The sequence below is a fragment of the Roseovarius sp. MBR-79 genome (genome assembly GCF_053628555.1).
The window spans coordinates 160,597-186,740 of sequence record NZ_JBRJGP010000008.1 but is presented as its reverse complement, the minus strand read 5'-3'; the positions used below and the strand labels follow the sequence as shown (position 1 = coordinate 186,740).

Annotated in this window: 31 protein-coding genes, 1 other RNA gene and 1 pseudogene; 20 read left to right on the top strand and 13 right to left on the bottom strand. The window is 64.6% G+C overall.

All coding sequences use genetic code 11. The features are described from left to right. Positions 1-245: 245 nt before the first annotated feature. The 6 genes from dapD (at position 246) to ACSSV8_RS10555 (ending at position 3,658) form a co-directional block, all read left to right on the top strand. Positions 246-1,073, top strand: a complete 828-nt coding sequence (dapD, locus tag ACSSV8_RS10580; RefSeq protein WP_454282401.1) for a 2,3,4,5-tetrahydropyridine-2,6-dicarboxylate N-succinyltransferase — start codon at positions 246-248, stop codon at positions 1,071-1,073. A 1-nt stretch (position 1,074) separates the two neighbouring features. After that, positions 1,075-1,650: an AbiU2 domain-containing protein gene (locus tag ACSSV8_RS10575; RefSeq protein ID WP_354539140.1), complete on the top strand. Its 576-nt coding sequence runs from the start codon at positions 1,075-1,077 to the stop codon at positions 1,648-1,650. A 187-nt stretch (positions 1,651-1,837) separates the two neighbouring features. Then, on the top strand, positions 1,838-2,419 hold the full coding sequence (locus tag ACSSV8_RS10570) for a TetR/AcrR family transcriptional regulator (RefSeq protein ID WP_354539141.1): 582 nt from the start codon (positions 1,838-1,840) through the stop codon (positions 2,417-2,419). 48 nt (positions 2,420-2,467) lie between these two features. Beyond that, positions 2,468-3,037 (top strand): carboxymuconolactone decarboxylase family protein, encoded by a 570-nt coding sequence (locus ACSSV8_RS10565; RefSeq protein ID WP_454282400.1) that lies wholly within the window; start codon positions 2,468-2,470, stop codon positions 3,035-3,037. A gap of 8 nt (positions 3,038-3,045) precedes the next feature. Continuing rightward, a complete protein-coding gene (locus ACSSV8_RS10560; RefSeq protein ID WP_354539143.1) occupies positions 3,046-3,273 on the top strand; it encodes a glutaredoxin family protein in 228 nt (75 codons plus the stop codon). A 61-nt stretch (positions 3,274-3,334) separates the two neighbouring features. Next, positions 3,335-3,658, top strand: coding sequence for a hypothetical protein (locus ACSSV8_RS10555; protein WP_354539144.1), 324 nt, complete (start codon positions 3,335-3,337; stop codon positions 3,656-3,658). A 109-nt stretch (positions 3,659-3,767) separates the two neighbouring features. On the opposite strand, the gene ACSSV8_RS10550 is transcribed toward ACSSV8_RS10555, so the two are convergent. After that, the gene (locus ACSSV8_RS10550) at positions 3,768-4,250 is read right to left on the bottom strand and encodes an RNA pyrophosphohydrolase (RefSeq protein WP_354539145.1); all 483 of its coding nucleotides are present in this window, start codon (positions 4,248-4,250) and stop codon (positions 3,768-3,770) included. A 167-nt stretch (positions 4,251-4,417) separates the two neighbouring features. Here ACSSV8_RS10550 and ACSSV8_RS10545 point away from each other — a divergent pair, with 167 nt between their 5' ends. The 9 genes and pseudogenes from ACSSV8_RS10545 (at position 4,418) to lexA (ending at position 9,282) form a co-directional block, all read left to right on the top strand. Beyond that, a complete protein-coding gene (locus ACSSV8_RS10545; protein ID WP_354539146.1) occupies positions 4,418-5,392 on the top strand; it encodes a glutathione S-transferase family protein in 975 nt (324 codons plus the stop codon). Further along, on the top strand, positions 5,389-5,511 hold the full coding sequence (locus ACSSV8_RS10540; RefSeq protein WP_354539147.1) for a hypothetical protein: 123 nt from the start codon (positions 5,389-5,391) through the stop codon (positions 5,509-5,511). Before ACSSV8_RS10545 ends, ACSSV8_RS10540 begins: the two co-directional genes overlap by 4 nt. Then, positions 5,508-5,771 (top strand): phage head morphogenesis protein, encoded by a 264-nt coding sequence (locus tag ACSSV8_RS10535; protein WP_354539148.1) that lies wholly within the window; start codon positions 5,508-5,510, stop codon positions 5,769-5,771. The genes ACSSV8_RS10540 and ACSSV8_RS10535 overlap by 4 nt, the downstream gene beginning before the upstream one ends. Before the next feature lie 81 nt (positions 5,772-5,852). After that, a complete protein-coding gene (locus ACSSV8_RS10530; protein WP_454282399.1) occupies positions 5,853-6,221 on the top strand; it encodes a hypothetical protein in 369 nt (122 codons plus the stop codon). A gap of 18 nt (positions 6,222-6,239) precedes the next feature. Beyond that, positions 6,240-6,710 (top strand): phage virion morphogenesis protein, encoded by a 471-nt coding sequence (locus ACSSV8_RS10525; RefSeq protein WP_454282398.1) that lies wholly within the window; start codon positions 6,240-6,242, stop codon positions 6,708-6,710. A 191-nt stretch (positions 6,711-6,901) separates the two neighbouring features. Then, positions 6,902-7,189 (top strand): hypothetical protein, encoded by a 288-nt coding sequence (locus ACSSV8_RS10520; RefSeq protein WP_454282397.1) that lies wholly within the window; start codon positions 6,902-6,904, stop codon positions 7,187-7,189. 285 nt (positions 7,190-7,474) lie between these two features. Continuing rightward, a pseudogene (locus tag ACSSV8_RS10515) lies at positions 7,475-8,050 on the top strand (integrase core domain-containing protein); the annotation flags it as partial. Positions 8,051-8,100: 50 nt separating this feature from the next. Next, positions 8,101-8,391: a hypothetical protein gene (locus tag ACSSV8_RS10510; protein WP_454282396.1), complete on the top strand. Its 291-nt coding sequence runs from the start codon at positions 8,101-8,103 to the stop codon at positions 8,389-8,391. A gap of 192 nt (positions 8,392-8,583) precedes the next feature. Then, positions 8,584-9,282: a transcriptional repressor LexA gene (lexA, locus tag ACSSV8_RS10505; protein ID WP_454282395.1), complete on the top strand. Its 699-nt coding sequence runs from the start codon at positions 8,584-8,586 to the stop codon at positions 9,280-9,282. Here lexA and ACSSV8_RS10500 read toward each other — a convergent pair. Then, positions 9,276-11,291: a ComEC/Rec2 family competence protein gene (locus tag ACSSV8_RS10500; RefSeq protein ID WP_454282394.1), complete on the bottom strand. Its 2,016-nt coding sequence runs from the start codon at positions 11,289-11,291 to the stop codon at positions 9,276-9,278. The two genes, lexA and ACSSV8_RS10500, sit on opposite strands and share 7 nt — an antisense overlap. Positions 11,292-11,367: 76 nt before the next feature. On the opposite strand from ACSSV8_RS10500, the gene gltX reads away from it, so the two are divergent. Beyond that, a complete protein-coding gene (gene gltX, locus ACSSV8_RS10495; protein ID WP_454282393.1) occupies positions 11,368-12,777 on the top strand; it encodes a glutamate--tRNA ligase in 1,410 nt (469 codons plus the stop codon). Between the two features lie 77 nt (positions 12,778-12,854). Then, a complete protein-coding gene (gene gltA, locus ACSSV8_RS10490; protein ID WP_354538736.1) occupies positions 12,855-14,150 on the top strand; it encodes a citrate synthase in 1,296 nt (431 codons plus the stop codon). Positions 14,151-14,223: 73 nt separating this feature from the next. Here gltA and ACSSV8_RS10485 read toward each other — a convergent pair whose 3' ends face one another. The 6 genes from ACSSV8_RS10485 to gatC all read right to left on the bottom strand — a co-directional run bounded on the left by ACSSV8_RS10485 (position 14,224) and on the right by gatC (position 18,456). Further along, the gene (locus ACSSV8_RS10485; protein WP_354538735.1) at positions 14,224-14,727 is read right to left on the bottom strand and encodes a DUF2244 domain-containing protein; all 504 of its coding nucleotides are present in this window, start codon (positions 14,725-14,727) and stop codon (positions 14,224-14,226) included. Between the two features lie 37 nt (positions 14,728-14,764). Next, positions 14,765-15,185, bottom strand: an RNA gene (gene rnpB, locus ACSSV8_RS10480) — RNase P RNA component class A. Positions 15,186-15,197: 12 nt separating this feature from the next. Further along, on the bottom strand, positions 15,198-15,893 hold the full coding sequence (locus ACSSV8_RS10475; protein WP_454282392.1) for an N-acetylmuramoyl-L-alanine amidase: 696 nt from the start codon (positions 15,891-15,893) through the stop codon (positions 15,198-15,200). A 14-nt stretch (positions 15,894-15,907) separates the two neighbouring features. Beyond that, on the bottom strand, positions 15,908-16,642 hold the full coding sequence (locus tag ACSSV8_RS10470) for a hypothetical protein (RefSeq protein ID WP_454282391.1): 735 nt from the start codon (positions 16,640-16,642) through the stop codon (positions 15,908-15,910). A gap of 36 nt (positions 16,643-16,678) precedes the next feature. Continuing rightward, positions 16,679-18,166: an Asp-tRNA(Asn)/Glu-tRNA(Gln) amidotransferase subunit GatA gene (gatA, locus tag ACSSV8_RS10465; RefSeq protein ID WP_354538732.1), complete on the bottom strand. Its 1,488-nt coding sequence runs from the start codon at positions 18,164-18,166 to the stop codon at positions 16,679-16,681. Between the two features lie 2 nt (positions 18,167-18,168). Continuing rightward, a complete protein-coding gene (gatC, locus tag ACSSV8_RS10460; RefSeq protein WP_354538731.1) occupies positions 18,169-18,456 on the bottom strand; it encodes an Asp-tRNA(Asn)/Glu-tRNA(Gln) amidotransferase subunit GatC in 288 nt (95 codons plus the stop codon). Between the two features lie 125 nt (positions 18,457-18,581). Here gatC and ACSSV8_RS10455 point away from each other — a divergent pair, with 125 nt between their 5' ends. Beyond that, positions 18,582-19,274, top strand: coding sequence for a metal-dependent hydrolase (locus ACSSV8_RS10455; protein WP_454282390.1), 693 nt, complete (start codon positions 18,582-18,584; stop codon positions 19,272-19,274). 114 nt (positions 19,275-19,388) lie between these two features. Here ACSSV8_RS10455 and ACSSV8_RS10450 read toward each other — a convergent pair whose 3' ends face one another. Beyond that, positions 19,389-20,186 (bottom strand): pseudouridine synthase, encoded by a 798-nt coding sequence (locus tag ACSSV8_RS10450; protein ID WP_354538729.1) that lies wholly within the window; start codon positions 20,184-20,186, stop codon positions 19,389-19,391. Between the two features lie 62 nt (positions 20,187-20,248). On the opposite strand from ACSSV8_RS10450, the gene ACSSV8_RS10445 reads away from it, so the two are divergent. Continuing rightward, a complete protein-coding gene (locus ACSSV8_RS10445; protein WP_354538728.1) occupies positions 20,249-20,704 on the top strand; it encodes a nucleoside deaminase in 456 nt (151 codons plus the stop codon). Here the strand turns inward: ACSSV8_RS10445 and ACSSV8_RS10440 are convergent. The 4 genes from ACSSV8_RS10440 to ACSSV8_RS10425 form a co-directional block, all read right to left on the bottom strand. Then, positions 20,699-21,664 (bottom strand): LysR family transcriptional regulator, encoded by a 966-nt coding sequence (locus tag ACSSV8_RS10440; protein ID WP_454282389.1) that lies wholly within the window; start codon positions 21,662-21,664, stop codon positions 20,699-20,701. The two genes, ACSSV8_RS10445 and ACSSV8_RS10440, sit on opposite strands and share 6 nt — an antisense overlap. Positions 21,665-21,670: 6 nt before the next feature. Next, positions 21,671-22,222 (bottom strand): polyhydroxyalkanoate synthesis repressor PhaR, encoded by a 552-nt coding sequence (gene phaR / locus ACSSV8_RS10435; RefSeq protein ID WP_354538726.1) that lies wholly within the window; start codon positions 22,220-22,222, stop codon positions 21,671-21,673. 150 nt (positions 22,223-22,372) lie between these two features. Then, positions 22,373-22,822 carry a phasin, PhaP gene (locus ACSSV8_RS10430; protein WP_354538725.1) on the bottom strand — a complete coding sequence of 150 codons (450 nt, stop codon included), beginning with the start codon at positions 22,820-22,822 and terminating at the stop codon, positions 22,373-22,375. A 139-nt stretch (positions 22,823-22,961) separates the two neighbouring features. Then, positions 22,962-24,764 (bottom strand): PHA/PHB synthase family protein, encoded by a 1,803-nt coding sequence (locus ACSSV8_RS10425; protein ID WP_354538724.1) that lies wholly within the window; start codon positions 24,762-24,764, stop codon positions 22,962-22,964. Positions 24,765-24,869: 105 nt separating this feature from the next. On the opposite strand from ACSSV8_RS10425, the gene phaZ reads away from it, so the two are divergent. Next, positions 24,870-26,144 carry a polyhydroxyalkanoate depolymerase gene (phaZ, locus tag ACSSV8_RS10420; RefSeq protein WP_354538723.1) on the top strand — a complete coding sequence of 425 codons (1,275 nt, stop codon included), beginning with the start codon at positions 24,870-24,872 and terminating at the stop codon, positions 26,142-26,144.

The following is a 26,144-nucleotide window of genomic DNA, read 5'->3' as shown; positions in this document are numbered from 1 at the left end:
CCAAACCGCCCGGCCCAATCACCTTCCGCCACGGGCTCCAATACTTCAAATCCCTCGCCCACGGATGGAGGCTCCGAAATGTGTGAATCGCCTAGCGCGCAGGCGGGGATCTCCCGCAGGCCAGAGATCCTCTGGCCAAGCCAGAGGATGACGCGGCACGACGGGCAGGCGCGCGCGCATTGATCCCGTGCGCCCTTGGCCCTATAGGCGAGCCAACCGCAAACAACACCCGAGGGAGCGCCGCCATGTCCAACGCCCAACTGGAAACCGCCATCGAAGCCGCCTGGGAGGCGCGCGACACGATCACCCCCGCGACCGGGGGTGCGACGCGCGAGGCCATCGAGGAGACGTTGAACGCGCTCGATTCGGGCGCGTTGCGCGTGGCCGAGCGGCAGGAGACCGGCGACTGGCATGTCAACCAATGGGCCAAGAAGGCGGTGCTTCTGGGCTTTCGCATCAAGGATATGGAAATCCATGACAATGGCCCCCAAGGCGGCGGCTGGTGGGACAAGGTGGACAGCAAGTTCAAGGGCTGGGGCGAGACCGAATGGCGCGCCGCCGGGTTTCGCGCCGTGCCCAACTGTGTGGTCCGCCGCTCGGCCTATATCGCGCCGGGTGTCGTGCTGATGCCGTCCTTTGTCAATCTCGGGGCCTATGTGGACAGCGGCACGATGGTGGATACCTGGGCCACGGTCGGCTCCTGCGCGCAGATCGGCAAAAACGTGCACCTCTCGGGTGGTGTCGGGATCGGCGGCGTGCTGGAACCGATGCAGGCGGGGCCGACGATCATCGAGGACAACTGCTTTATCGGCGCGCGCTCGGAGGTGGTCGAGGGCTGCATCGTGCGCGAGGGCTCGGTTCTGGGGATGGGCGTGTTCATAGGCAAATCCACCAAGATCGTGGACCGCGAGACCGGCGCGGTCAGCTATGGCGAGGTGCCGCCCTACTCGGTGGTGGTCGCAGGCTCGATGCCGTCGAAGGGGGGGATCAACCTCTACTGCGCTGTGATCGTGAAGCGGGTGGACGCGCAGACGCGGTCCAAAACCGGGATCAACGAGTTGTTGCGGGACTGAGATGCTCGATCAACTCAAGAAAGATTTCCTGTGTTTTCAGAACGAGTGCATAAACCTCCGCAACACGTTCAACACCTACCTCGCCTTGTATGAAAGCGAGGACGAAAGGGTAGATGTTGCGCTCAGGCATACCGCAGGTTTTTTCTTCCAAGATTTGAATGACTGGCTCATTCAATCGATTATATTGCAGATCGGGCGATTGACCGATCCGGCGAGAACAGGTGGACGCGCCAATCTCTCAGTGTGCTGGATCGTGGAAGAGGTGGGCAATGTTGGCAGACTCACTCCTCGGATAGATGCCTTGGGTGCCGAAATAATGCGATATCGTGAAAATTATATCGATAAAGCACGCAATAAATACATTTCTCATAGTGACGTCGAGTCTTTTAGAAGCAGTCAGAAATACGGGGAGCACAGCAGTAGTGAGGCTCACGAATTTTTCGAAAAACTACAGGAATTTACCGACGAGGTGGGGAATGCAGTTGGTGTGGGTCCGCTTGATTACCGTTTTCAGCCCGGAGCCGGAGACGTGCAGGACCTTATCCGGATTTTGAAACGACAGATTAACCGTAACTGAGAGAACTCAGCGAAAAATCGCCCAGCGGTCAGATGCTCTTCCGAGGCGGGCGAGGGGTGCTCGACAGGAAAGCCGGTCGTACGCGCAGACGCGGTCCAAAACCGGGATCAACGAGTTGTTGCGGGACTGAGAAGGGCGGGGGCGTTCTTTTCTTGACTGATCGTTCCGAAAACGGCAGGTTTGATCCATGGGACGCCCACGCAGCTTCAATCCCGACAAGGTGGTGGACAGCGCCATCGCCGCCTTCTGGGCGCGCGGGTATGAGGCCACGTCGATCAACGATCTGGTCGCGGCCACGGGCGTCAACCGCGCCAGCCTTTATGCCGGGTTCGAGGACAAGCGCGGGCTGTTTCTGGCCAGCCTCAGCCGCTATGACGACCGCCAGCGGCGCGGCTTTCTGGCGCGGCTGGCGCGCGACCTGTCGCCGCGCGACGCGATCCTTGCCGCCTTCGACGCCGCCGCCACCCCACCCGCACCGGACCAACCGGGGGGTTGCCTTCTGGTCAATACCGCGCTGGAACTGGCCCCGCATGACACCGAAATCCGCGATCTGGTGACGGCGGCCTTCGAGGGGGTCGAGGCGTTCTTTTGCGACCGGATCGAGGCCGCGCAGGCCGCTGGCACCATCCGCGCCGATATCGACGCCGCGCACACTTCGCAAACCCTTCTGGGGCTGTTCGTGGGGCTGCGCGTGCTGATGCGCGCGGGCGCAACCCCTGACGCGGCCCCCGCCGCCATCACATCCCAAGCGCGGGCCCTTCTGATGTGAAAATTTTTTGCCCGAAACAGAACGATCATTCCAGAAAAGGAGACCGCCATGACTGTATCCTATGTCGAACGCGAACAGGCCAACCCCGAGACGCTTGCCTTTTACGACCGGGCCGAGGCGCGGTTTCAGGCGCTGCTCAATATCTTCAAGGTGTTCGGCCACCAGCCGGAATACGGCAATGTCTTTACCGACACGATCATGGCGATCCTCAAGGACGGGGTGCTTGACTGGAACACCAAGGAGTTGCTGATCCTCAAGGCGACGCAGGGCAATGATTGCCAGTATTGCGTGGTCCAGCACGAGCGGCTGTGCGACATGCTGGGCATCCCCTCCGAGAAGGTCGCCGATATCGACGGGGTGAAATACCGCACCAGCCCGCATTTCACCGAAGCCGAGGTGGCGCTCCTGGATTTCTGCGTGCAGATCGGCGAGGACGCCAACCGCGTCTCCAAGGGCCTGTGGGAGCGGCTCCACGCCCATTGGTCCGAGCCGCAGATCGTCGATGCGGCCTTTGTCATCACCACCTATATCGCGGTGTCGAAATTCGGCGACGCGCTTGGCGTGGCACTCGAGCCGATGTTCGACGGGGTCAAGCCCAAGCTCACCATCAACCACTGAGGCGCGCCATGCGGATCGAGATCTTCACCGGGCCGGGATGCGCCTATTGCGAGACCGCAAAGGCGTTCCTGAGGGCGCGCGGCCTTGCCTATGAGGAGCATGACATGACCCGGCCAGAGGTGCGCGCCGACTATGCCGCACGCCTGCCACGGGCGAAATCCATTCCGCAGATCTTCATCGACGGCACCCATATCGGCGGGGCCGAGGATTTGCGGGATCATTTCGACCGAGGCTGAGCGGCGCTTGACTTCGCGCGCCCCCTCGCTCAGGGGTTCACAAAACCGGGAGGGCGCGCGCATGAGCGACAAACCAAGCCGCCAGCAGGTCTATACATTGCTGGTGGAAATCGGGCGCAAGGCGGGCGACGGGCTGCCCGAGGGGGCCACCGGTGCCGCGCTGATGATCTATGCCTCGGGCGTGGATGAGGCCGAGGCGGTGCGCGAGAGCGTGGCCATCCTCAAGCAGGCCGACTGTGCGCCGCTCGACGTGACAGGCTATGGCACCTTGGCCGAGCGCGAGTCCGAGGGCCACGAGATCAGCGCCGAGGAGCGCGCCCTGATGCAGCGCGCGCTTGACGAGAATTCCGTGATCGTGGCGCAGATGACGCCGTTTTTCGACTGAGGGCGCGGCTCAGAGCGTGTCGCGTTCATTCGAATTCACACGATACGCTCTAACTTATTGATTTCGCATGTTCGAGAAGCTCAAAACCGGTTCCCACTTTTGAGCAACTCTAGAGCCGACCCTGGAACGCGTCGAGCACGCGGGCATAGACCGCCCGCTTGAACGGCACGATATGGGCCACGAGGTCTTCGGGCGGCAGCCAGCGCCATTCCGAAAATTCCGGGTGATCAGAGGCGATGTTCACATCCCCGTCCTGCCCGAGAAAGCGCATCAGCACCCATTTCTGCTCCTGCCCGCGATAGCGCCCCTTCCAGATGCGCGGCACGATCTCGTGCGGCAGGTCATAGGTCAGCCAGTCCGGCGTTTCCGCCTCTATGCGCACCTTGTCGGAGGTCACGCCGGTCTCTTCCCACAATTCGCGCAGCGCCGCCTCGGTCACACTCTCGCCCTTGTCGATGCCCCCCTGCGGCATCTGCCAGGCGGGGGTGTCATTGTCGAGCCGCTGGCCGACAAAGACGTGACCCGCCGGATTGGCGAGCATCACACCGACGCAGCGGCGATAGGGCAGGCGGGCGATTTCTTCGGGGGTCATCATGGCTCTCCTTCGCGCGGCGCGACCTTGCGGCGGGGCGCGGGCGCGGTCAAGACCCGCGCGCGCCCCACGGCCGCTGTGCGCCCCCGCACGGGCGCTGCGCGGCGCGGCGGGTGGAGCAGGGCGCGCCCCGGCCTTACCTTGACGCTCAAAGGAGGGCCGCACCCATGGGACAACTCGTTGACGGCATCTGGCACGACACCTGGTATGACACCAAATCCACCGGCGGAAAATTCGTCCGATCCACGGCGAAATTCCGAAACTGGATCACCGCCGATGGGGCCCCCGGCCCTTCGGGCGAAGGCGGGTTCAGGGCGGAATCGGGCCGCTATCACCTATATGTCGCGCTGGCCTGTCCCTGGGCGCACCGCGCGCTGATCTTTCGCGCGCTCAAGGGGCTGACGGATCACATCGGCGTCTCCGTGGTGCATCCCGACATGCTGACCGAAGGGTGGGAATTCCGCAGCGATTACCCCGGTGCGACGGGCGACCGGCTTTACGGCCTGCCGTTTGCGCGCGACATATACCTCAAGGCAGACCCGCACATCTCGGGCCGCGTCACCGTGCCGATCCTCTGGGATACCGAGCGCGAGACCATCGTCTCGAATGAAAGCTCCGAAATCATCCGCATGTTCAATACGGCCTTTGACGGGCTGACCGGCAACACCGACGATTACTGGCCCGAAGACCTGCGCGCGGCCATCGAGCCCGTGAACGCGCGCATCTACGACACGGTCAACAACGGCGTCTACAAGGCCGGGTTCGCCACCTCTCAGGCCGCCTATGACGCCGCCGTGCAGCCGCTTTTCGAAAGCCTCGACTGGCTGGAAGAGCGCCTGTCGCGGAACCGCTACCTGATGGGCGCGCGGCTGACCGAGGCCGACTGGCGGCTTTTCACCACGCTGATCCGCTTCGATCCGGTCTATCACCTGCACTTCAAGTGCAACCGCAGGCGCATCGTCGACTATCCGAACCTCTGGGGCTATCTGCGCGAGCTTTACCAATGGCCGGGTGTGAAAGAGACGGTGAATTTCGACCACATCGTGCGCCACTACCATTACAGCCACGAGACGGTGAACCCGCACCGGATCATCCCCATCAACCCGCTCCTCGACTACGACGCAGCCCATGGGCGGGGGTGACCGCTCTCTTGACCGAGGCGAGCTTTGCCGCGCGGCTGGCGGGCGATCTGGGCGCGGTGGTCGATGACGAGGAGGTGCCGGACGGGCAGGACAGCCTGCCCGGCGCGGTGGCCCCGTGATCGACGCGCTCAAACGCCTGCGTCCCGAGGAGGCGCTCGCGTTCTTCCGCTCCAAGGGGCTCGCGCCGCCCGATGCCCGGTTCGATTTCCGAGATATCTGGCGCAACGAGCACGCCAGCAATTTCGTCGTGGCCAAGGCGATGCGCGACGAGGTTCTGGAAGCGATCCGGGGCGCGCTCGATCGCGCGCTTGCGGGCGGCGGCACGCTGACCACGTTCATGGACGCGCTGGAGCCGGAGCTGAAGCGCCTAGAGTGGTGACACCGCACACAGCCCCGCGCCCGCATATCATGTGAAGTCCTTCATCTGACATGGCCCCGGTTCAGGCCCTAATGTCGGGCCATGACACAGCCGCTTCACATCTTCCGCGCCGGTCGCCACACCGCCATGTCGGGCCAGAGCCTTGAGTTCTCCGAGGCACAGGTGTCGGCCATCGCCGCCGCCTATGACCCGAGCCTGCACGAGGCCCCGATCGTCATCGGCCAGCTCGACGCGGCCCAGGGCCAGATGGCCGATGTCATCATGTCGGGATCGGCAGAGCTGAAGATGTCCGGCGCAGGTGCCGCTGGTGCCTCCATCACCGCGAACACGAGCGGCCTTGGTGTCGCGGCAGCCGCGGGTGCGGGCAACAAGGCGATCGCCTACGCGCTGTCGGCCTGGTCGGATGGCGACATCATCGACGTGGCCATCGCCCGTCATTCCGTGACCTGATCCTGAAGGAGCCCTTCCATGAGCACCCCCACCCCCTTTGTCGTCGATCCGGTCCTGACCGCGATTGCCGTCAACTACCGCAGCCCGGATGTTGCCTTCATCGCCGATCAGGTGATGCCGCGCGTGCCGGTCATGTCGCCTGAGTTCAAGTGGACGTATTTCCCGCCCGATCAGATGTTCACGGTGCCCGACACCGAGGTGGTGGATACTGGCCAGTTGCAGAGAGGCATCACGCGAGAGGCCGGGGCACGATCGGTCGAGGTAGGCAGCAACGAACCCTGTGCCGCCACCCACCAGTTCGGCGCGTTCATCGAGCCGCTGGACAAGAGCGACGCGGCGGCCAAGCTCGCGTTCTTCCTGCCCAACGGCCAGTTCATCATGGTCGATCAGGTCGAGATCCCGGCGCGGCCCTTTCTGGGCTTCGACGCGGGCGACGAGGCCGATATCGCGGCCACGGTCGAGGCCTATTTCGGCGGGGTGTTCCAATGAGCGCGCCGGTCCTGCAACTCGCCCCCCATCATCGCCCGGATCGAGGCGGCGGGGCTTTATCGCTCGGTCGCGGGCGCGCGGGACATGGCGCGCGCGGCGCGCGAGGGCGCGGCGGGCAACGAGGTCACCGCCACGTTCGATCTGCTCTACCTGCGCGATGACGCCACCAACGAATTCAGGATCACCGCCCAATGACCGCTTTCCGCTTCACCCCGCGACCGGTGACCTGGGCGACGGTCAAGGTCAACGCCCCCGGCGAGGACGGGATCGAGGTGCAGAGCTTTCGCGCCAAGTTCCTGATCCTGCCGGAGGAGGAGCGTCAGGCGCTGGCCAGCAACCCGCGCGAGGCGATGCGGCAGGTCTGGCTCGACTGGGAGGGGATCACCGATATCGACGGCCAGCCCGTGCCCTTCTCCGAGACGGCGCGCGAGCAGCTGATGGGCTACAGCTATATCGCGCTGGGGCTGGCCGGGGCCTAACAGCGCGCGACGGCGGGGATCGAGACAAAAAACTGACCATGGCGGCGGAGGCGATGCTGAGGCAATCGACCCCCGCCGCCGGTCCCGACAGGTTTCGCGCCGAGATGGCGGCCTTCGGCCTTGGCCCGGCGCAGATCGATGCGATGGTCAAGGCCGCCCAGGGCGCGGCCAGAGAGGACGGGATCGAGGTGTTCGCCTGGTGTGCCCCCGCGCTGCGCTGGTTTCTGGCGAGGGCCGCGCAATGGCGGCGCGATGGCGAGGGCCGCGCGCTCGGGGCGGCCGAAACACAGTGGCTTCAAGGCTTACGAGCCCGGTTATCTCCACATCGACGTGAAGTATCTGCCTCAAATGGCTGATGAAACCTCACGGCGTTATCTGTTCGTCGCCATCGACCGCGCGACCCGCTGGGTCTTCATCCGCATCTTCAAGGCAAAGACGGCGGCCAATGCGCGGCGCTTCCTGCGCGACCTGGAGCGCGCCTGCCCGATCCGCATCCGCACCATCCTGGCCGACAACGGCAAGGAGTTCACCGATCGCCTGTTCGGCCTGCGCAAGCGCGCCGCAACCGGCGATCACGAGTTCGACAAGCTCTGCACCGAACTTGGTATCGAGCATCGCCTGACCCCGCCCAAGTCGCCGCAAACCAACGGCATGGTTGAACGCTTCAACGGTCGGATCGAGGAGGTGCTGCAAAGCCACCACTTCCGATCTGGTGAGGAACTGGAAACCACGCTGAACCGCTATGTCTAGCTCTATAACCAGAAGCTCCCGCAATCAGCCCTGGGCAGCAAATCGCCCTTGCAGGCGATGAAAGACTGGCACAAACTCAAGCCGCAGTTGTTCAGGAAGCAGCCATACTAGCTTCCGGGATGTGACAGCTACACCCCTCCCGAGCGGTTCGGGGCGATGGCATGAGCGAGCTTGAGATCCTCGTCTGGGTGGTCTTCGGGTTGGCGCAATTGGGAGACGTGCTGACCACGCGGGCATTCCTCAATTGCGGCGTGACCGAGACGCACCCGCTCTGGCGCTGGATGCAGGCGCGGCTTGGCAGATGGTGGTGGGTGCCACGCATCCTCGCCGCTGTCTGCATCGCGGCAGGCCTGCATTGGTGGTCCGGAACGGTCCTGCCCGTGGCCGTGATCGCTGTCGGCATCTGGGGCGTGGTGGGTTGGAACCTGTGGCAGATCAAGAGGGCATTATAGGCGTGTTTAACGCCCCGTTTTCCGAAAATTGGATGCTACAATATAGACTGTAATTTACTTCGGAATAGATCGTCACGCTGCATCGCCAAAGGCCTTCCACCATGCCCTTTTGGTCTCAACACTTCACGTTCGGATTGACACAAAGAGAGAACGAGAATAGAACAAAAGAGAATTTATTGCGAGGACGGCGAGATGCTGACGAAAAAACAGCTCGATTTGCTGGAGTTCATTCAGAAACGGGTGCAGCGCGATGGCGTGCCGCCCAGTTTCGATGAAATGCGCGAGGCGCTGGACCTGCGGTCGAAATCGGGCATCCACCGTCTTATCACGGCGTTGGAGGAGCGGGGCTTTATTCGTCGTCTGGCGCATCGCGCCCGCGCGCTCGAAATCGTAAAACTGCCCGAGGCGCTTGGCGGCGCGGCCACGGGCTTTACCCCGCGCGTGATCGAGGGCGATCGCCCGAGCGCGCCGCAACCGGCCAATGCTCTGCCTGTCGAGACGGCGACAGCGGTGACGCTGCCGGTCATGGGGCGCATTGCTGCCGGTGTCCCGATCGAGGCCATCGCCCATGTCAGCCACACCGTCGCCGTTCCCGGTGATATGGTTGCGGGACGCGGCACGCATTACGCGCTCGAGGTCAAAGGCGATTCGATGATCGAGGCCGGGATCAACGACGGCGACGTCGTCATCATCCGCGAAACCTCGGTGGCCGATAACGGCGATATCGTCGTGGCGCTGATCGAGGATCAGGAGGCAACGCTCAAACGCTTCTTCCGGCGCGGCAACGCCATCGCGCTCGAGGCCGCGAACCCGGCCTATGAAACCCGTGTCCTGCCCGAGGACATGGTGCGCGTGCAGGGCCGCCTTGTAGGGCTGATCCGCAGCTATTGAGGCGACCACAGGCGCTGTCCGGTGATGTCGGCGGCGCTCTGCAAACGCAGCACACCCGCCTTTTCCACGAGGGCGAGCGCGCCTGAGCGGCGCAACGTTTCCGGCGCGATCACCTGACAGGGGCCGATGGGTGGATTTTCCGGATCTGCCGTGAAGATCACGAAGTCGGCCCCGCCACAGTCGCGCGGCACGCGTGCTGCCGCCTTGCCCGAGACCAGCACCACGCCAAGAGGATCGAGCATGTCGTTGCGCCAGCGGGCATGGGCCTCTGACTGATCCGCGGCGTCACCATCGTTCTCCAGCCAGTTTCCCGCCGCGAACCCAGCCCCGCGCGGCTTGCTCAGCGCGCGGCCTGTCGCGGTCATCACCCCCACAAGCCCCCCCGTGTCCGACACCAGAAGACGCGGGCGTTCTGCCCCGGACCAGAGCCAGACAGAGACCAGCACCGGCAAAAGGCCGAGAATGCGCCCGCGCCCCTGCCACAGAACGACCGTCAGCGCACCAAACGCCATCAGCGGCAGGACCCATGCCCCCGGTGCCACCACCGCGATGCGGGCACCGTCCAGCCCCGCCACCCGGTTCGACACATGAAGGATCCAGCGCAGCCCCTGCTCCATCACCCAGAGCGGCACCCAATCGAGACCGAGGGGCATCAGCAACGCGGCGACCACCGCGGCGGGCATGACCAGCACCCCCATGAGCGGCACGCTCAGCAAATTGGCCAGAAGACCGTATTGCGCCATCTGATTGAAATGCGCGGCGGCCACCGGAGCGGTCGCCGCCCCTGCCACCGCCGAGGAGATCACCACCGCCAGCACGGGCCGCAGCCAGCGCGGCCCAAGGGGCACGCGCGCATCCCTCAACCACCCGAACACCGCCACCAGCGCCACGGTCGCGGCAAAGGACATCTGAAAGCCCGGCCCAAGCAGCGCCTCGGGCCGCAGGCAGAGCAGGATCACGGCCGCGACGGCCACCGCCCGCAGGCTGAGCGCGCGTCGCTCCAGCATCACCGCCACCAGCATCACCGAGACCATGACAAAGGCGCGCTCGGTCGCCACATTGCCGCCCGACAGCGCAAGATAGCCCGCACCTGCGAGGACCGCGACGGCGGCGGCGAGTTTCTTGACCGGCCAGCGCAGGGCAAGACGCGGGATCGCCGCAAGCGCCAGACGCGTGGCGGCAAAGACAAAGCCCGCCACAAGGCCCATATGCAAACCCGAAATCGCCAGCAGATGCGCAAGGTTCGAAATGCGCATCGCCGCCAGCGTCTCCTGCGACAAGCCTGAACGATCGCCCGTCATGATCGCGGCGGCAAAGGCACCGACCTGCCCAGGCATCCGCGCGCGCACATGATCGGCCAGCGCCATGCGTGCCGCGAAAACGCGCGGCCCGCCTTCCGGCTCTTCCACCGCCAGCAGCGGCACACGGGCATAGCCGACAGCGCCCACTCCCTGAAACCAGACGTGGCGGCGAAAGTCGAAGCCGCCCGGCTCGACCGGTCCCGAAGGCGGGGCCAGATGTGCCGTGGTCATCACCCGCAAGCCGGCCATCGGCGCCACCCCACCCGTGTCATGGAGCGAGACGCGCACGCGGTGCGGCACACGGACCGGATCGACCCGCGACAACACCACCCGGTCGAGCGTGAGGCGCAACGCGTCCGACGCGGATCGGTCGATCCCCACGATCCGCCCCTCGACCGGCCCGTAATACCGCCAGCCGAGCACCGGCCCCGCGACCCAGTGCGCCCGCGCGCCGGCGATGGCAAACCCGATGAGCAGGCTCGCCCCTGCCACGCCCAGAGGCCCGGACCATTCCCGCCCGCGCCAGAGCGCCAGCATGAGAAGGGCCGCGCCAAGCCCGCCCGAGACCGCCAGCACAGCGACAGGCGGCTCTTGTGACAGGGCGAAATATCCGCCGACCCCAACCGAAAGCAGCACCGGCACCCATGGAAAGAGCGCCCCCCTCTGCGCGAGCCAGACAGCCGCGATCCCCTCTGCGGTGCGCCGCACTTGTCACCCTCCCGGCGGGCCGATACACAGAACGCATTCTCACCCGATGATCCTTACCAAAAGGTTAAGCTTGCCCATGTCGCAACAGGTCGTGACCCGTTTTGCCCCCTCGCCCACCGGATATCTGCATATCGGGGGCGCGCGCACGGCCCTCTTCAACTGGCTCTATGCGCGGGGGCGCGGCGGCAAATTCCTGCTTCGGATCGAGGATACCGACCGCGCCCGCTCCACCCCCGAGGCGAGCCGCGCGATTCTCGACGGGCTGGCCTGGCTGGGGCTTGACCATGATGGCGAGGCGGTGAGCCAGTTTGCCCGCGCCCCCCGCCATGCCGAGGTGGCGCATCAGCTTCTGACGGCGGGCAAGGCCTATAAATGCTTTGCCACGCAGGAGGAGATCGAGGCCGCGCGCGAGGCGGCCCGCGCCGAGGGCCGCTCGACCCTCTTTCGCAGTCCCTGGCGTGACGCCGATCCCGCCACCCATCCCGACGCGCCCTTCGTGATCCGCATCAAGGCCCCGCTTGAAGGCGCAACGGTGATCCGCGATGTGGTGCAGGGCGATGTCACCATCCGCAACGACCAGCTTGATGACATGGTGCTGTTACGCAGCGATGGCACTCCGGTCTATATGCTGGCGGTGGCGGTGGATGACCACGATATGGGCGTGACGCATGTGATCCGGGGCGACGATCACCTCAACAATGCCGCGCGCCAGATGATGATCTATCAGGCCATGGGCTGGCCGCTGCCTGTTTATGCGCATATCCCGCTCATTCACGGCCCCGACGGCAAGAAGCTCAGCAAGCGCCACGGCGCTCTTGGTGTCGAGGAATACCAGAAGATGGGCTATCCGGCGGCGGGGATGCGCAATTACCTTGCGCGGCTTGGCTGGAGCCATGGCGATGCCGAGTTCTTTGGCGATGCCGAGGCGCAGGCGTGGTTCGACATCACCGGAATCGGCAAATCGCCCGCGCGACTCGACTTCAAGAAGCTCGAGAATCTCTGCGGCCAGCATATCGCGGCGATGGAGGATGCTGCGCTGCTGCATGAATTGCGGGGATTCCTCGCTGCGACCGATCAGCCGCCGCTCTCCGAAGCCAAGATGTCCTTGCTGGAACGGGGCCTGTATTGTCTGAAGGAGCGTGCCAAGACATTCCCCGAACTTCTTGACAAAGCGACCTTTATTCTTGCCGAACGCCCCGTCGTGCCGGAAGCGGCGGCAGCGGTGCATCTCGGTGATGTATCCCGTGGTATACTGAGAGAATTGACGCCGCAGTTGCAAAATGCTACGTGGACGCGTGACGGTATTGAGGAATTGGTAACCCAATTCGCCGAAGACCATGGAATGAAGTTCGGCAAGCTTGCCGGCCCTCTGCGGGCCGCGCTCGCGGGCCGAACCGCGACACCGAGCGTGTTCGACATGATGCTGGTCCTTGGGCGGGACGAAACCACCGCCCGGCTGACCGATGCCGCCTGCGTCGGGGATTGATCCTCGGGCAGGCATGACACTTACCCGGTCCGGGGCGCACTCCGCGCGCTTTCGGTCGCTGCAAGGGAGGACCCCTGATGTCTGACGAGAAAAGATCCGCAAAGCTGGAAATCGACGGCAAGACCTATGACTTGCCGATCTTCTCACCGACCGCAGGGCCGGACGTGATCGACATCCGCAAGCTCTATGGCACTGCCGGGGTGTTCACCTACGATCCGGGCTTCACCTCGACGGCAAGCTGCGACAGCACCATCACCTTCATCGACGGTGACAAGGGCGAGCTTCTGCATCGCGGTTATCCCATCGACCAACTGGCCGAGAAATCGCATTTCCTCGAAGTCTGCTATTTGCTGCTTTACGGCGAATTGCCCTCGCCCGCCGAGCTTGAGGATTTCGAAGCCCGTGTGACCAATCACACCATGCTGCATGAGCAGATGCAGTATTTCTTCCGCGGTTTCCGCCGCGATGCGCATCCGATGGCGATCATGGTGGGCGTGGTCGGCGCGATGTCGGCCTTCTACCATGACAGCACCGATGTGCGCGACGAATGGCAGCGCGAGGTGGCGTCGATCCGGCTCATCGCCAAGATGCCGACCATCGCGGCCTGGGCGTTCAAGTATTCGGTTGGACAGCCCTTCGTCTACCCGCGCAACGATCTCGACTACGCGTCGAATTTCCTGCGCATGTGCTTTGCCGTGCCCGCCGAGGATTACGAGGTCAACCCGATCCTGAGCCGCGCGATGGACCGGATCTTTACCCTGCATGCCGATCACGAGCAGAACGCCTCGACCTCGACGGTGCGGCTGGCGTCGTCGTCGGGGGCCAACCCGTTTGCCTGCATCGCGGCGGGCATCGCCTGCCTCTGGGGGCCCGCGCATGGCGGCGCCAACCAGGCGTGCCTTGAGATGCTGCGCGAGATCGGCACGCCCGACCGCATCCCCGAATTCATCGCGCGCGCCAAGGACAAGGACGATCCGTTCCGCCTGATGGGCTTTGGCCATCGCGTCTACAAGAACTTCGATCCGCGCGCGAAGGTGATGAAGCAATCCGCCGATGAGGTGCTGGAGCTTCTGGGGGTCGAGAACAACCCGATCCTTCAGGTCGCCAAGGAGTTGGAGGCACAGGCGCTGGCCGACCCCTATTTCGCCGACAAGAAGCTCTTCCCGAACGTGGATTTCTACTCGGGCATCATCCTCGAAGCGATGGGGTTCCCCACATCGATGTTCACGCCGATCTTTGCCGTCTCGCGCACGATCGGCTGGATTTCGCAGTGGAAAGAGATGATCGCCGATCCGCAAATGAAGATCGGCCGCCCGCGCCAGCTCTATCAGGGCGCGACGCTGCGCGATTACGTGGATATCGAGAAACGCTGAACCACGGGCGCCACATAAAGGACCCGGCCCCCGTGCCGGGTTCTTTACCGTTCCGTACTGACCGGAGGAAGCGTCAACCCGCTTGTGGCACCACGGGCAGCGCCCTGCACAAATCGGCATAGAGCGCCTTGCGCTCGTCCTCCGAGAGAAACGCGCCGATCTCGACCTCGCGGCCATTGCCCGCAAGCGTCACGTAATGCGCCACCGGCCCGCCCGTGACATGCAGTGTCACCCGCGTCCAATAGCGGTTGCACTGCCATTCGCGCGCCTCGCCCCTGGCCTCCACGCGCCGCAGATGCACCTCATCAGGGCCGAGTGTCAGCACCTCGTTCAGCCGCGCGCTGCGATAGGTGGCCTCAAGCGCCCACCAGATGCCGCCGACGGCAAGAAGCAAAAACGGCAGCAACCCCCACAGCACGACCGTGCCCAAGAGCGGCAAGAGCGGAATACAGATCAGCACGAAGGTGGCCAGCACAAACCCCGCGAAGCCCCGCCGCGGCAAAGATCGGTGCGGCCAGAGCGTAAGCGTGATGTCGTCCTGTGCCCCTTGCGGCGGGGCGCTCCACTGATACGGCATGGCCTTGGTTCTAATCCCCCCGGCAGAAATGAAAAGAGCGCGCGGAGGGCCTGTAAGCCGGATTTTGTCCAGGAGGAAACCCTCCCTGGATGACCATTCGTCTTGACGCGCGGTTGCCCGCGCGCCTCTGGCTGCCTACCCGGACCGCCGGGCCAAGACATGGCCTGCGGGCGGTATCGGTTGCCCGACCAGTGCCCCGCGCGCGGTCCCTATTCGGCATTGCTCCCGGTGGGGCTTGCCATGCCGGTCCGGTTGCCCGTCCCGCGGTGGGCTCTTACCCCACCGTTTCACCCTTGCCCAGCCGCGTCGGCAAGGCCGGGCCCGCTGGGCGGTCTCTTCTCTGTGGCGCTTTCCCTCGGGTTGCCCCGGCCGGGCGTTACCCGGCACCGTTGTCTTGTGGAGTCCGGACTTTCCTCGCCACTCCCTCACGGGCGTGTCGCGGCCATCCAGCCCTCCGCGCGTTGCCCGATTTAGGCGGTCGGCGTTGTCCGGTCAACGGGAAAGCGCGCGGCCAGATCGGCCATGCGCGCGCAATCGGTGCTGTCGAGCGGGCCGCGCGCCGAGGGCCGAAAGCGCAGGCGAAAGGCATTGAGCACGGTCTCGGGCGCGTTGTCGCCAATGTCATAGCCAAACCGTCCGGCGTCGCGCAGGAACGCACCCATATTGCATGCCTGGTCCATGGCATCCGACCAGACCGTCAGCCCGTCACGCGCCAGCCCGCGCCAGTCAAAGCGCGGTCCCGGATCGGATTTGCGCAGCGGTGCCATGTCGGAATGGGCGATGACACGGGCGGGAGGAATGGACCAACGCGCCATGATCCCGGCCATCAGCGCGCGCAGCGCCGACATTTGCGGTGCGGGAAAGGGGTGCGCGCCGGTATTGGCCAGCTCGATCCCGATGGAGCGCGAATTGACATCGCGCACCCGGCCCCATCGTCCGGCCCCGGCGTGCCAGGCGCGCAGGTTTTCGGGCACCAGGTGCCAGATCGTGCCGGTTTCGGCGATCAGGTAATGCGCCGAGACCTCCGCCCCAGGATCACAAAGCCGCTCGAGCGCGGCCTCGGCGTTCGTCATCGCGGTGTAGTGCAGCACGATCAGGTCGGGGCGCGCGCCATCGCGGCGCGGGCCGTGGTTGGGCGAGGGGCGGCTTAGGACCGCCCCCGTCATCCCCTCCGTCACGCTCAGTTCTGCACCGCGCGGCGGAACGGCGCGGGATCCCAGTCACAGGCATAGCCGTCGCCATCGGGGTCCAGCCCCAGACGGTCGCGCTCCGGCCCGCCCCGGCTCAGAAAGTCGAGTTGTGCCTGATCGGGCGACGGATAGCTGCGGCAGGCCCGCTCGGCCTTGGCTTGCAGATTGACACCGACGCGGCGATAGATCTGGGTGCCGCGCGGGTGGTTGGTGGCCAGCGCATAGGCCACGACATTGGGGCCGACATCGCCGGGGCGCGGGCCGATCGCCTCGGGTTGAACCACCTGATATTGCGCGCGATTTTGTGCGATCCGGGCCGCGTCCTGCTCGATCGAGCGTTCCGATCCGACCGCGTCGAAACTATTCTCCTGCGAGATCCCCACCGCGTTGGTCACCGCAGGCGGCGGGTTCGAGGGGCTGGCCTGCACCATCTCGCGGCCCGTTGCGGGATCGACCCCGAGGGCGGCGCGGGTGTCGGCGGCCAGGCGCTCGGCCTCGCTCGCCGGGGCTGCGCTGGCGCCCAGCGGTTCGGAGGACACCGCATTGGGCGGCGGCAGGGCCGCGCCCGCAAGCGCCGCCTCGCGCTCGGCCTTCTGGCGCTGATAATCCTGATAATTGCCGAAACCCACGCCGGCTCCGGGGTCCACGGCCGGGCCGCTATCGGGGATCGCAGGGGAACAGGCGGCCAGCACCGCAAGAACACCGACAAGAGAGAGAGAGCGCATGGACGACTTCCTAAAAACGACCCGACAGGACTGGGCTTACCACCATTTCGCGGGCTTGGCCACAAACCCCGCCGCACGCTCCAGCGCATAGGCGGTGTTGAGCAGATCGCCCTCTTCCCAAGGCCGACCGATCAGTTGCAGGCCAAGCGGAAGCCCCTGCCGGTCCAGACCCGCAGGCACCGAGATGCCGGGAAGACCCGCAAGGTTCACCGTCACGGTGAACACGTCGTTGAGATACATCTGCACCGGATCGGCCTCTGCCATCTCGCCCAGACCAAAGGCCGCCGAGGGCGTGGCGGGCGTCAGGATCGCATCGACCCCGGCGGAGAACACCTCCTCGAAATCGCGCTTGATGAGCGTGCGCACGCGGCGCGCGCGGTTGTAATAGGCGTCGTAGAACCCGGCCGAGAGCACATAGGTGCCGACCATCACGCGCCGCTGCACCTCCGGCCCGAAGCCCTCGGCGCGGGTCTTTTCATACATCTCGGTGATGCCGTCGCCCTGCGCCAGCTTCGCGCGGTGGCCATAGCGCACCCCGTCATAGCGCGCGAGATTGCTTGAGGCCTCGGCAGGCGCGATCACGTAATAGGCGGGCAGCGCGTATCTGGTATGCGGCAGGCTGATATCGCGAATCTCCGCGCCCGCGTCGCGCAGCATCGCCGCACCCTCGGACCAGAGCGTTTCGATCTCGGCGGGCATACCGTCCATTCGGTATTCCTTCGGAATCCCGATCACCTTGCCGCGAATGTCGCCCGACAGCATCGCCTCGAAATCCGGCACGGGCAGATCGGCGGAGGTGCTGTCCTTGGGATCGTGCCCGCACATTGCCCCCAGCATGATCGCCGCGTCGCGCACCGATTTGGTCATCGGACCGGCCTGATCGAGCGACGAGGCAAAGGCGACAATGCCCCAGCGCGAGCAGCGGCCATAGGTGGGTTTGATGCCGGTGATGCCTGCAAAGGCCGCTGGTTGGCGGATCGAGCCGCCGGTATCGGTGCCGGTCGCCGCAAGGCAGAGATCGGCGGCCACGGCGCTGGCCGAACCGCCCGATGAGCCGCCGGGCGTGAGCGGCGTGGCGTCATTGCCGCGCCGCCACGGGTTGACCACATTGCCGTAGCACGAGGTCTCGTTCGACGACCCCATGGCGAATTCGTCCATGTTGAGCTTGCCCAGCATCACCGCGCCTGCGTCAAAGAGGTTCTGGGTGACGGTCGATTCGTATTCCGGTTTGAACCCTTGCAGGATGCGGCTGGCCGCCTGACTTGGCACGCCTTTGGTGCAGAAAAGATCCTTGATCCCGAGGGGAATCCCGCACATCGCGGGCGCGTCGCCCGCTTTGAGCCGCGCATCCGCCGCCCGTGCCTGATCGCGCGCCAGATCCGGTGTGTGGTGGACAAAGGCACCCAGCGCGCCCGCTCCCTCGATGGCCTTGAGGCACGCCTCGGTCAGATCAAGGCTCGTCACCTCGCCCTTTCGCAGCGCGTCGCGCGCGCCCGCAATGGTCAGCGTGTTGAGATCGGTCATGCTCATTCCACCACTTTCGGCACGGCAAAGAAGCCCTCTCGCGCATCCGGCGCATTCGACAGGATCGCGGCCTGCCGGTCGCCATCCGTCACCACATCGGCGCGGCGCTTGAGACGCATCGGCGTGACGGAGGTCATCGGCTCGACGCCGGTCACATCAACCTCGTTCAACTGCTCGATGAAGCCGAGAATGGTGTTGAATTCCTGCGCAAGCGCGGGAAGTGCTGCCTCATCCACGCGGATGCGCGCAAGCTTGGCCACGCGGGCGGCGGTTGTGGTGTCGATGGACATGCAGCGCTCCATGATCGGGTCGGAATGCGTTTACCCGCGCGGCGCGGCAGAGGCAAGCGGGCGGGGGTTTTCAACGACAACAGCTCTGCTAGGCTATGCGCGACACAAGGGGAAGGGAGACCCAAATGCGCATAATCTGGCTTGGCCACAGTTCGTTCCGCCTCGAGATCGGCGGGCAGGTCCTGCTTGTTGATCCGTGGCTCAACGGCAATCCGATGCTGCCCGAGGACAGCCACGCGGCGGCAACCGAAGGGGCCACGCATATCCTGCTGACGCATGCGCATTTCGACCATGTGGCCGATGTGCTGCCGCTGGCCAAACGGCTGGGCGTGCCGGTGGTGGGGCAATACGACCTCATGTCCTTCTGGGCCGAAAGGGAGGGGATCGAGACCGTGGGCTTCAACAAGGGTGGCACGGTCGATCTGGCTGGCGTCAAGGTGACGATGGTGCACGCGACGCACTCCACCTCGATCGCCACGCCCGACGGCCCACAGGTGACGGGCAGCGAATGCGGCTACATGGTCGCCGGGGAAGGCCGGGTGATCTATCTCTCGGGCGACACCGACGTGATGGCCGATATGGGCGTGTTCAACGCCCTGCACGCGCCCGATATCGGCATCCTCTGCGCGGGCGGGCATTTTACAATGGACATGGCGCGTGCCGCCTATGCCGCCAGGACCTTTTTCGATTTCAAGGTGGTGATCCCGTGCCATTACCGCACCTTCCCGATCCTCGAACAATCGGCGGCAGCGCTGGTGGCGGCCTTGCCGGGGGTCGAGGTGGTCGAGCCGGAGGTGATGGCGGCGATTGACCTCTGAGCGCGGCGTGGGGGCCAGCCCCCACACGCATGGTAAAGTGGGGGCCAGCCCCCACACGCAGGGTCAAGTGGGGGCCAGCCCCCACACCCCCGGGATATTTCAGGCCAGAAGAAATCAGGCGCGCGGGCGGCGGCTGCGCTGCGGTTTGGGTTTGGGCTTGAGCGGCGCGGGCGCGTCGGGGGCGGTGAGGCCAAGCTGGTCGCGCAGCACGCGGGCGCGGATTTCCTCGACCGCGCCGGGGTCGAGCTTGCCGAGCTGAAACGGGCCGTAGGAAAGGCGGATGAGCCGGTTGACCACCAGCCCCAGCGCCTCCATCGCGCGGCGGATCTCGCGGTTCTTGCCCTCGCGGATGGACACCGTGGCCCAGGCATTGGCGCCTTTCTGACGGTCGAGCGTGACGGTCATCGGCTGGAAGCGCTCGCCGTCGAGGGTCAGTCCCTTGCGCAATGGCTCGAATGTGGCATCCGACGGCGTGCCGTTGACGCGCACACGGTAGCGGCGCAGCCAGCCGGTCGAAGGCAGTTCCAGACGCCGTTTGAGTTCGCCATCGTTGGTCAGCAGCAACAGCCCCTCGGAATTGAGGTCGAGCCGGCCGACGCTGATCACGCGGGGCATGTCCCCGGGCAGGTCGTCATAGATGGTGGGGCGGCCCTTTTCGTCGCGGCTGGTGGTCACGAGCCCCTTGGGCTTGTGGTAGAGCCAGAGGCGGGCGGGTTCGGGCGCGGCAAGCGCAATCCCGTCCACCACGATCTGATCGGCGGCGGTGACATTGAGCGCGGGCGAGGTGATTTTCGCGCCGTTCACGGTGACGCGGCCCTCGGCGATGAGGCGTTCGGCCTCGCGACGGCTGGCGCGGCCCGACCGGGCGATGACCTTGGCGATACGCTCGCCTTCTGGGGGGGTGCTGTTCATGGACGCGGCCATAGCGCAAAGCCGGGGCTTGCGAAAGGGCCGCGCGCGGGCGACAAGCCCACATGGTGTTTCGCAGCCATATGCACGCCGCGCTGGACGAGGCGCTGGCCGCCGCCCGCCGCGGCGAGGTGCCCGTGGGGGCTGTGGTGGTGGCGCCCTCGGGGGAAATCGTGGCGCGGGCGGGCAACCGGACGCGGGAATTGAGCGATCCGACGGCACATGCGGAGATCCTCGCGCTGCGGCAGGCCTGTGCGGCGGCCGGATCGGAACGCTTGCCCGGTCATGATCTTTACGTGACGCTGGAGCCATGCGCGATGTGCGCGGCGGCGCTCTCGGCTGCGCGGATCTCGCGGCTTTATTACGGGGCGGGCGATCCGAAATCGGGCGGCGTGGCGCAAGGGGCGCGGGTGTTTTCGCATCCGCAATGTCACCACGTGCCGGAGGTCTATGACGGGATCGGCGCGGGCGAAGCGGAGGCGCTGCTCACGCGGTTCTTTGCCGAGCGGCGCGGGTCATAGCAGCGTCAGCCCCGAGGCGAGGAACGGATGGCGCGCGATGGCCGGTGCGACAACGGCCTCCTGCAACACCGGTTTGAGCCGCGCCGCGATCCGTGCGGGCATGTCCTGCAGGATGCCCTTGCGCGCGATCACGCTGATCGTGCGGGTGAGGGGGGGCAGCGGCAGTTCCATCACGTCGATCTGATCGGCAAAGCGGCGTGCCCGCATGAGCGCCAGAGGCGTCAGGACCGACCAGCCCGCCCCCTGTCCCACCAGCGCAAGGATGGAGTGGTAGCTGTCCAGTTCGAACCGGTAGGGCAGGCTCAGCCCCTCGCGTGCCATATGCGCCGAGATGAGGCGGCCCATGTAATGCCGCTGCGTATACTGGATCAGCGGCAGGCGCTTCAACTCGCGCAGAAGCTCGCGTTCGGGGCGGATCGCGCCCTTGGGGGCGACCACCACGAAACATTCGCGCAAGACGGGATGCACCTCGGTCCAGTCATCACCGTCGCCCAGTTCCGACGCCACGATGATGTCGAGCGCGCGCGCGTCAAGCTGGTCATAGAGGTCATGGCTGGCCCCGGTTTCCAGAAGGAACTGACACCCCTTGAGATCGCCCGCCATATGGGTGAGCAGATGCGGTGTTACATCGGCCTCCAGATCCTCGATCGTGCCGAGACGGAATCGCGTCAGCGTCGAGAGATGCGACATGGCAAGTTCGGCGCGGGCCTGTGCCGCCTCGTCGAGGATGGCGCGGGCCCGCCGGTGCATGATCTCGCCTGCGGGCGTGAGACGGATCGGGCGCGCGTTGCGTTGCAGGAGCGTGGCCCCCACCGCACCCTCGAGATTGGTGAGTTGCTGGCTCACCGCCGAAGGGCTGGACCCGAGACGGCGGGCGGCAGCGGAAATGGACCGCTCGTCGGCGGCGGCCATGAACACCTCTATGCCCCAGAGGGTGATCCGCCCCCGACCCTCGGCCATCGCGGCCTACTTGTCGATTTTCGACAGCTTGGCCTGCAATTCGGCAAGCTGCTTGCGGATCGAGTCGAGATCTTCGCCTTCGTCGCCGGTCTCCTGCTTCGGTCCGGTCCCGGACAGGCCGCCAAAGCCGCCCGTCATCGCCTTCATGAAGGCCTCCTGCTGGGCGCGCATCGCCTCCATGCCCGGCATGGCGGCGAGCGGGTTGGCCTTGGTCATGTTCTGGAGCAGCTTGGATTGTCCGTCGCGCAGCATCTCGAAGCTGGCGGCAAGGAATTCGGGCACCACGCTGGTGGCCTGCGTCGTGTAACTGCGCACCAGATCGGTGAGCACGTTGATGGGCAGCACGCTTTCGCCGCGGCTCTCGTGTTCGGCGATGATCTGGAGCAGGTATTGACGTGTCAGGTCATCGCCTGACTTGAGGTCGATGATCTGAACCTCGCGCCCTTCTCGGATGAACGAGGCGATATCCTCGAGCGTCACGTAATCCGAGGTCTCGGTATTGTAGAGGCGGCGGCTGGCATAGCGTTTGATCAGCAGCGGTTTTTTCGTATCGGCCAAAGGGAACCCTCCCAGGGTGTGCAGCGCTGCATTGCAGCTTAGCTGCGTGCGCGGCAAAAAGAAAGGGCGAGCCGCATTGGCTCGCCCTGCACGGATCCTGTCCCGCTTGGGAGGGGAATGGGACAGTCCGGCAACTCCGACCGTGGCCGATTACTTGGCGGCGGTGGTCGCTTTCTTGGTCGCGGCGGTCACGTCGTCAGCGGCTTTCTTGACGGCGCTGGCGGCTTCTTCCTGGATGTTCTTGCCAGCGGCGAGAAGCAGTTCGACGGTCTCGGCCTGCACTTTTTTCGCGACTTCGGCATAGGCGGCGAGGTGCTCGGCGGCCACTTCGGCATTGGCCGATGCGAAATCGGTCATCGCCTTGGCGTAGTCTGCCGGCTCGGTCTTGGCTTTGGACATCTCGGCCAGCTTGGCCAGGGTTTCCTTGGTCCATTTGCTCGAGATTTCAGCCGACTTCTCGGCAGCCGAAAGGGCAACGCCCGACAGCTTCTCGTTCAGGGCGGCCTGGTTCTTGAAGGAGTCCTCGAACGCCTTGGTGTCAACCGGGAACGCGCCGAGGAAATCTTTGAACACGGCGGTGAAGTCCTGGGTCTTGGTCATGATCGTAGTCCTTTCAGTTGGAGCGGGGCATCCGCTGTGTTGTGCAACTGAGAGGAATATACGTGCTGCACCGCAGCATTTCAAGGATTTTTTCTGCGGTGCAGCAAAACTGTCATGGAGTCCGGATTTATCCGTGCGATCAGATGGTTGCCTTTTTCCGGACATAGGTTCCGGGGGCCGGGGCGAGGGGTTTGTGCTCCGAATCGCCCGGGTCGCGGGCGGGGATCATCTTGCCCGAGCGCTTGGCCAGCCACGCCTCCCATCGCGGCCACCACGAGCCCTCGTGCCGGGCCGCGCCCGCCAGCCAGGCATCGGCGTTCCCGCTCAGGTCGTCATTGGTGTAGTGGCCGTATTTCTTCTTGGCGGGCGGGTTGACGATCCCCGCGATATGGCCGGATTCCGATACGATGAAGGTGCGGTCCCTGGCACCTGTCTGCTGAAAGCCGCGATAGCAATCCTTCCACGCCGCGATATGGTCGCCTTCGCAAGTGACCGACATCAGCGGCACCTTCACATCCGAGACATGCAGCCGCTCGCCACAAAGCTCGATTCCGCCCTCGACGAATTCGTTGCCCTGACACAGGCCGCGCAGATATTGCACCGTCATCCGTCCCGGCAGGTTGGAGCCGTCACCGTTCCAGTAGAGCAAATCGAAGGCGGGCGGGGCCTCGCCCATCATGTAGTGGCGCACGGCGGGTTGATAGATCAGATCGCGCGACCGCAGGAAGGACATGGTGCGTCCCAGTATGAAGGAGCGCAGCACGCCCTGCGCCGAGACCTCTTTCTCGATACCGTCGATGAAATCGTCCTGCAGGAAGGGGGTGAATTCGCCCTGCTCCGAGAAATCGGTGAGCGCGGTGAAGAAGGTGGCCGATTTCACGGATTTGTCGCCGCGTTTGGCCATCAGCGCGAGGGTGAGATGCAGCGTCGTGCCCGCGATGCAATACCCCACGGCATTGACCTGTTTCTCGCCGGTGATCGCCTTGACCTCCCGGATGGCGGTCAGGAACCCGTCCTCGATGTAATCATCCATGCCGATATCGGCATGGCTGGCATCGGCATTGACCCAACTGACCACGAAGAGCGTGTAGCCCTGTTCGGTGATCCATTTGATCAGGCTGTTCTCGGGCTTGAGATCGAGAATGTAGAACTTGTTGATCCAGGGCGGGAAGATCACGATCGGCGTGGCATGAACCTCATCTGTCGCGGGGGCATATTGGATCAGTTCCATCATGTGATTGCGATAGACCACCTCTCCGGGCGTGGTGGCGATGTTCTCGCCCAGAACGAACGCGCGGTCATCGGCCAGCCGCACGACCAGTTCGCCGCTGTTGGCCTCCAGATCGGCAATCAGGTTCTCCAGCCCTTTCACAAGGCTCTCGCCCTCGGTCGCCACGGCGCGTTCAAGCGCGTCGGGGTTCGTGCTCAGAAAGTTGGTGGGCGACATCATGTCGATGATCTGCCGGGCGAAATAATCGAGCCGCTTGCGCTCCTTGGGCGGCAGGTCCTCCTCGATGTCGTCGAGGGCATGTTCGATGGCCTGTGAATTCAGGGCGTATTGCTGCTTGATGTAACGGAAATACGGGTGGCTGTTCCACAGCGGGTTGGCGAATCTCTTGTCCCCTTCCAGAGGATCGGGCCCTTCCTCCTCGACCGGGGTGCCGCGGATCAACAACTGTTGGGCATCCAGGAAATGGCGCACGGACTTGCCCCAGTATTCCAGTTGCTGTTCGTAAATCCGCCCCGGATTCTCAATCATTTCAGACCAGTAAGATTGGGCCGCCTTGACGAAAAGCTCCTGCGAGGGGGCGCTTAGCGTGGGATTCGCGGGATTGCGTGAGGCCAGCGCCTTGATGAAGCGCTGCGACAACTCTTCGACTTTCGCAAGGTTTTCGTTGAGCTTATCGACATTTTTACCTGCGACTTCGGTCTCGGTTGTCATTTTTTACATTTCCCCTTAACAATTTCTGCTATGCAGCATACGGTTCTCATGCCGGAGACTCGACCGCGGTAAATTTTCCGCCCACTCCCTCTCAAGGAGACGATCATGCGCCAGATGGCAACCTATGACCTGATGGAATCTTTCCGCAATGCAAACCAATGGCTGGGGGCCTCCGCGCTGTCATTCGCATCCTATCCGCTTTTCAGCATGGTGCCAAATCCTGCTTTTCAATGGATGTCTGCCTGGGGTCAGGTCACGGAACGCACGTTCGAGCGCATGGTGGCCAAGCCCGATTGGGGCATCCGCACCTTTACGCACGAGGACGGGCGCGACCATCTGGTGAACATCGAGACCGTCGTCTCTCGGCCGTTCGGCGATCTCATTCACTTCAACGTCTCGGGCCGCCCGGAACAGCCGCGCAAGATCCTGCTGGTCGCGCCCATGTCGGGTCATTACGCCACGCTGCTGCGCTCGACCGTCAAATCGCTGATCGTCAATTGCGAGGTCTATGTCACCGACTGGCATAACGCGCGCGATATCCCGGTCTCCGAGGGCAAGTTCGATATCGAGGATTACACCCTCTATCTTGTCGATTTCATGAAGGCACTCGGTCCCGATATCAACGTGATCGCCGTCTGTCAGCCCGCGCCGCTGACGCTGGCGGCCACCGCCTATCTCGCAGAGCTTGACCCCGAGGCGCAGCCGCGCACCCTCACTCTCATCGGCGGGCCGGTCAACCCCGATGCGGCGGCCACCGACGTGACGGATTTTGGTCGCCGTGTGACCATGGGCCAGCTCGAAGAGATGATGATCCAGCGTGTCGGCTTTTCCCATAAGGGTGTCGGGCGCATGGTCTATCCCGGCCTTCTGCAACTCGCCTCCTTCATGTCGATGAACGCCGAGCGGCACTCCAAGGCATTCACCGATCAGATCGTGCGCGTGGCGCAGGGCGAGGCCAGCGACAACGACGCCCATAACCGCTTTTATGACGAGTACCTGGCGGTGATGGACATGACCGCCGAGTTTTACCTCTCGACGGTCGAACGTGTGTTCAAGGGGCTGGAAATCGCGCAGAACCGCTTTGTGGTGGACGGCCACCGAGTCGATATCGGCAAGATCACCCGTGTCGCGATCAAGACCGTGGAGGGCGGCAAGGACGACATTTCCGCGCCCGGCCAATGCGTCGCCGCGCTTGATATGTGCACCGGCGTGCCCGATCACATGAAGGCCAATTACATCGAGCCGGAGGCGGGCCATTACGGTATCTTCGCGGGCCGGTCGTGGCGCAACAACATCCGCCCGCTGGTGCTCGATTTCATCGACCAGAACGCGGCCAAGGCCGCACCGCAACCCGCCAACCGCAACACCGCGCGCGCCTGA

Coding starts and splice junctions, on each gene's coding strand:
- dapD (WP_454282401.1), top strand. CDS start 246: ATGTCCAACGCCCAACTGGAAACCGCCATCGAAGCCGCCTGGGAGGCG.
- ACSSV8_RS10575 (WP_354539140.1), top strand. CDS start 1,075: ATGCTCGATCAACTCAAGAAAGATTTCCTGTGTTTTCAGAACGAGTGC.
- ACSSV8_RS10570 (WP_354539141.1), top strand. CDS start 1,838: ATGGGACGCCCACGCAGCTTCAATCCCGACAAGGTGGTGGACAGCGCC.
- ACSSV8_RS10565 (WP_454282400.1), top strand. CDS start 2,468: ATGACTGTATCCTATGTCGAACGCGAACAGGCCAACCCCGAGACGCTT.
- ACSSV8_RS10560 (WP_354539143.1), top strand. CDS start 3,046: ATGCGGATCGAGATCTTCACCGGGCCGGGATGCGCCTATTGCGAGACC.
- ACSSV8_RS10555 (WP_354539144.1), top strand. CDS start 3,335: ATGAGCGACAAACCAAGCCGCCAGCAGGTCTATACATTGCTGGTGGAA.
- ACSSV8_RS10550 (WP_354539145.1), bottom strand. CDS start 4,250: ATGACCCCCGAAGAAATCGCCCGCCTGCCCTATCGCCGCTGCGTCGGT.
- ACSSV8_RS10545 (WP_354539146.1), top strand. CDS start 4,418: ATGGGACAACTCGTTGACGGCATCTGGCACGACACCTGGTATGACACC.
- ACSSV8_RS10530 (WP_454282399.1), top strand. CDS start 5,853: ATGACACAGCCGCTTCACATCTTCCGCGCCGGTCGCCACACCGCCATG.
- ACSSV8_RS10525 (WP_454282398.1), top strand. CDS start 6,240: ATGAGCACCCCCACCCCCTTTGTCGTCGATCCGGTCCTGACCGCGATT.
- ACSSV8_RS10520 (WP_454282397.1), top strand. CDS start 6,902: ATGACCGCTTTCCGCTTCACCCCGCGACCGGTGACCTGGGCGACGGTC.
- ACSSV8_RS10510 (WP_454282396.1), top strand. CDS start 8,101: ATGAGCGAGCTTGAGATCCTCGTCTGGGTGGTCTTCGGGTTGGCGCAA.
- lexA (WP_454282395.1), top strand. CDS start 8,584: ATGCTGACGAAAAAACAGCTCGATTTGCTGGAGTTCATTCAGAAACGG.
- gltX (WP_454282393.1), top strand. CDS start 11,368: ATGTCGCAACAGGTCGTGACCCGTTTTGCCCCCTCGCCCACCGGATAT.
- gltA (WP_354538736.1), top strand. CDS start 12,855: ATGTCTGACGAGAAAAGATCCGCAAAGCTGGAAATCGACGGCAAGACC.
- ACSSV8_RS10485 (WP_354538735.1), bottom strand. CDS start 14,727: ATGCCGTATCAGTGGAGCGCCCCGCCGCAAGGGGCACAGGACGACATC.
- ACSSV8_RS10475 (WP_454282392.1), bottom strand. CDS start 15,893: ATGACGGGGGCGGTCCTAAGCCGCCCCTCGCCCAACCACGGCCCGCGC.
- ACSSV8_RS10470 (WP_454282391.1), bottom strand. CDS start 16,642: ATGCGCTCTCTCTCTCTTGTCGGTGTTCTTGCGGTGCTGGCCGCCTGT.
- gatA (WP_354538732.1), bottom strand. CDS start 18,166: ATGACCGATCTCAACACGCTGACCATTGCGGGCGCGCGCGACGCGCTG.
- gatC (WP_354538731.1), bottom strand. CDS start 18,456: ATGTCCATCGACACCACAACCGCCGCCCGCGTGGCCAAGCTTGCGCGC.
- ACSSV8_RS10455 (WP_454282390.1), top strand. CDS start 18,582: ATGCGCATAATCTGGCTTGGCCACAGTTCGTTCCGCCTCGAGATCGGC.
- ACSSV8_RS10450 (WP_354538729.1), bottom strand. CDS start 20,186: ATGAACAGCACCCCCCCAGAAGGCGAGCGTATCGCCAAGGTCATCGCC.
- ACSSV8_RS10445 (WP_354538728.1), top strand. CDS start 20,249: ATGGTGTTTCGCAGCCATATGCACGCCGCGCTGGACGAGGCGCTGGCC.
- ACSSV8_RS10440 (WP_454282389.1), bottom strand. CDS start 21,664: ATGGCCGAGGGTCGGGGGCGGATCACCCTCTGGGGCATAGAGGTGTTC.
- ACSSV8_RS10430 (WP_354538725.1), bottom strand. CDS start 22,822: ATGACCAAGACCCAGGACTTCACCGCCGTGTTCAAAGATTTCCTCGGC.
- ACSSV8_RS10425 (WP_354538724.1), bottom strand. CDS start 24,764: ATGACAACCGAGACCGAAGTCGCAGGTAAAAATGTCGATAAGCTCAAC.
- phaZ (WP_354538723.1), top strand. CDS start 24,870: ATGCGCCAGATGGCAACCTATGACCTGATGGAATCTTTCCGCAATGCA.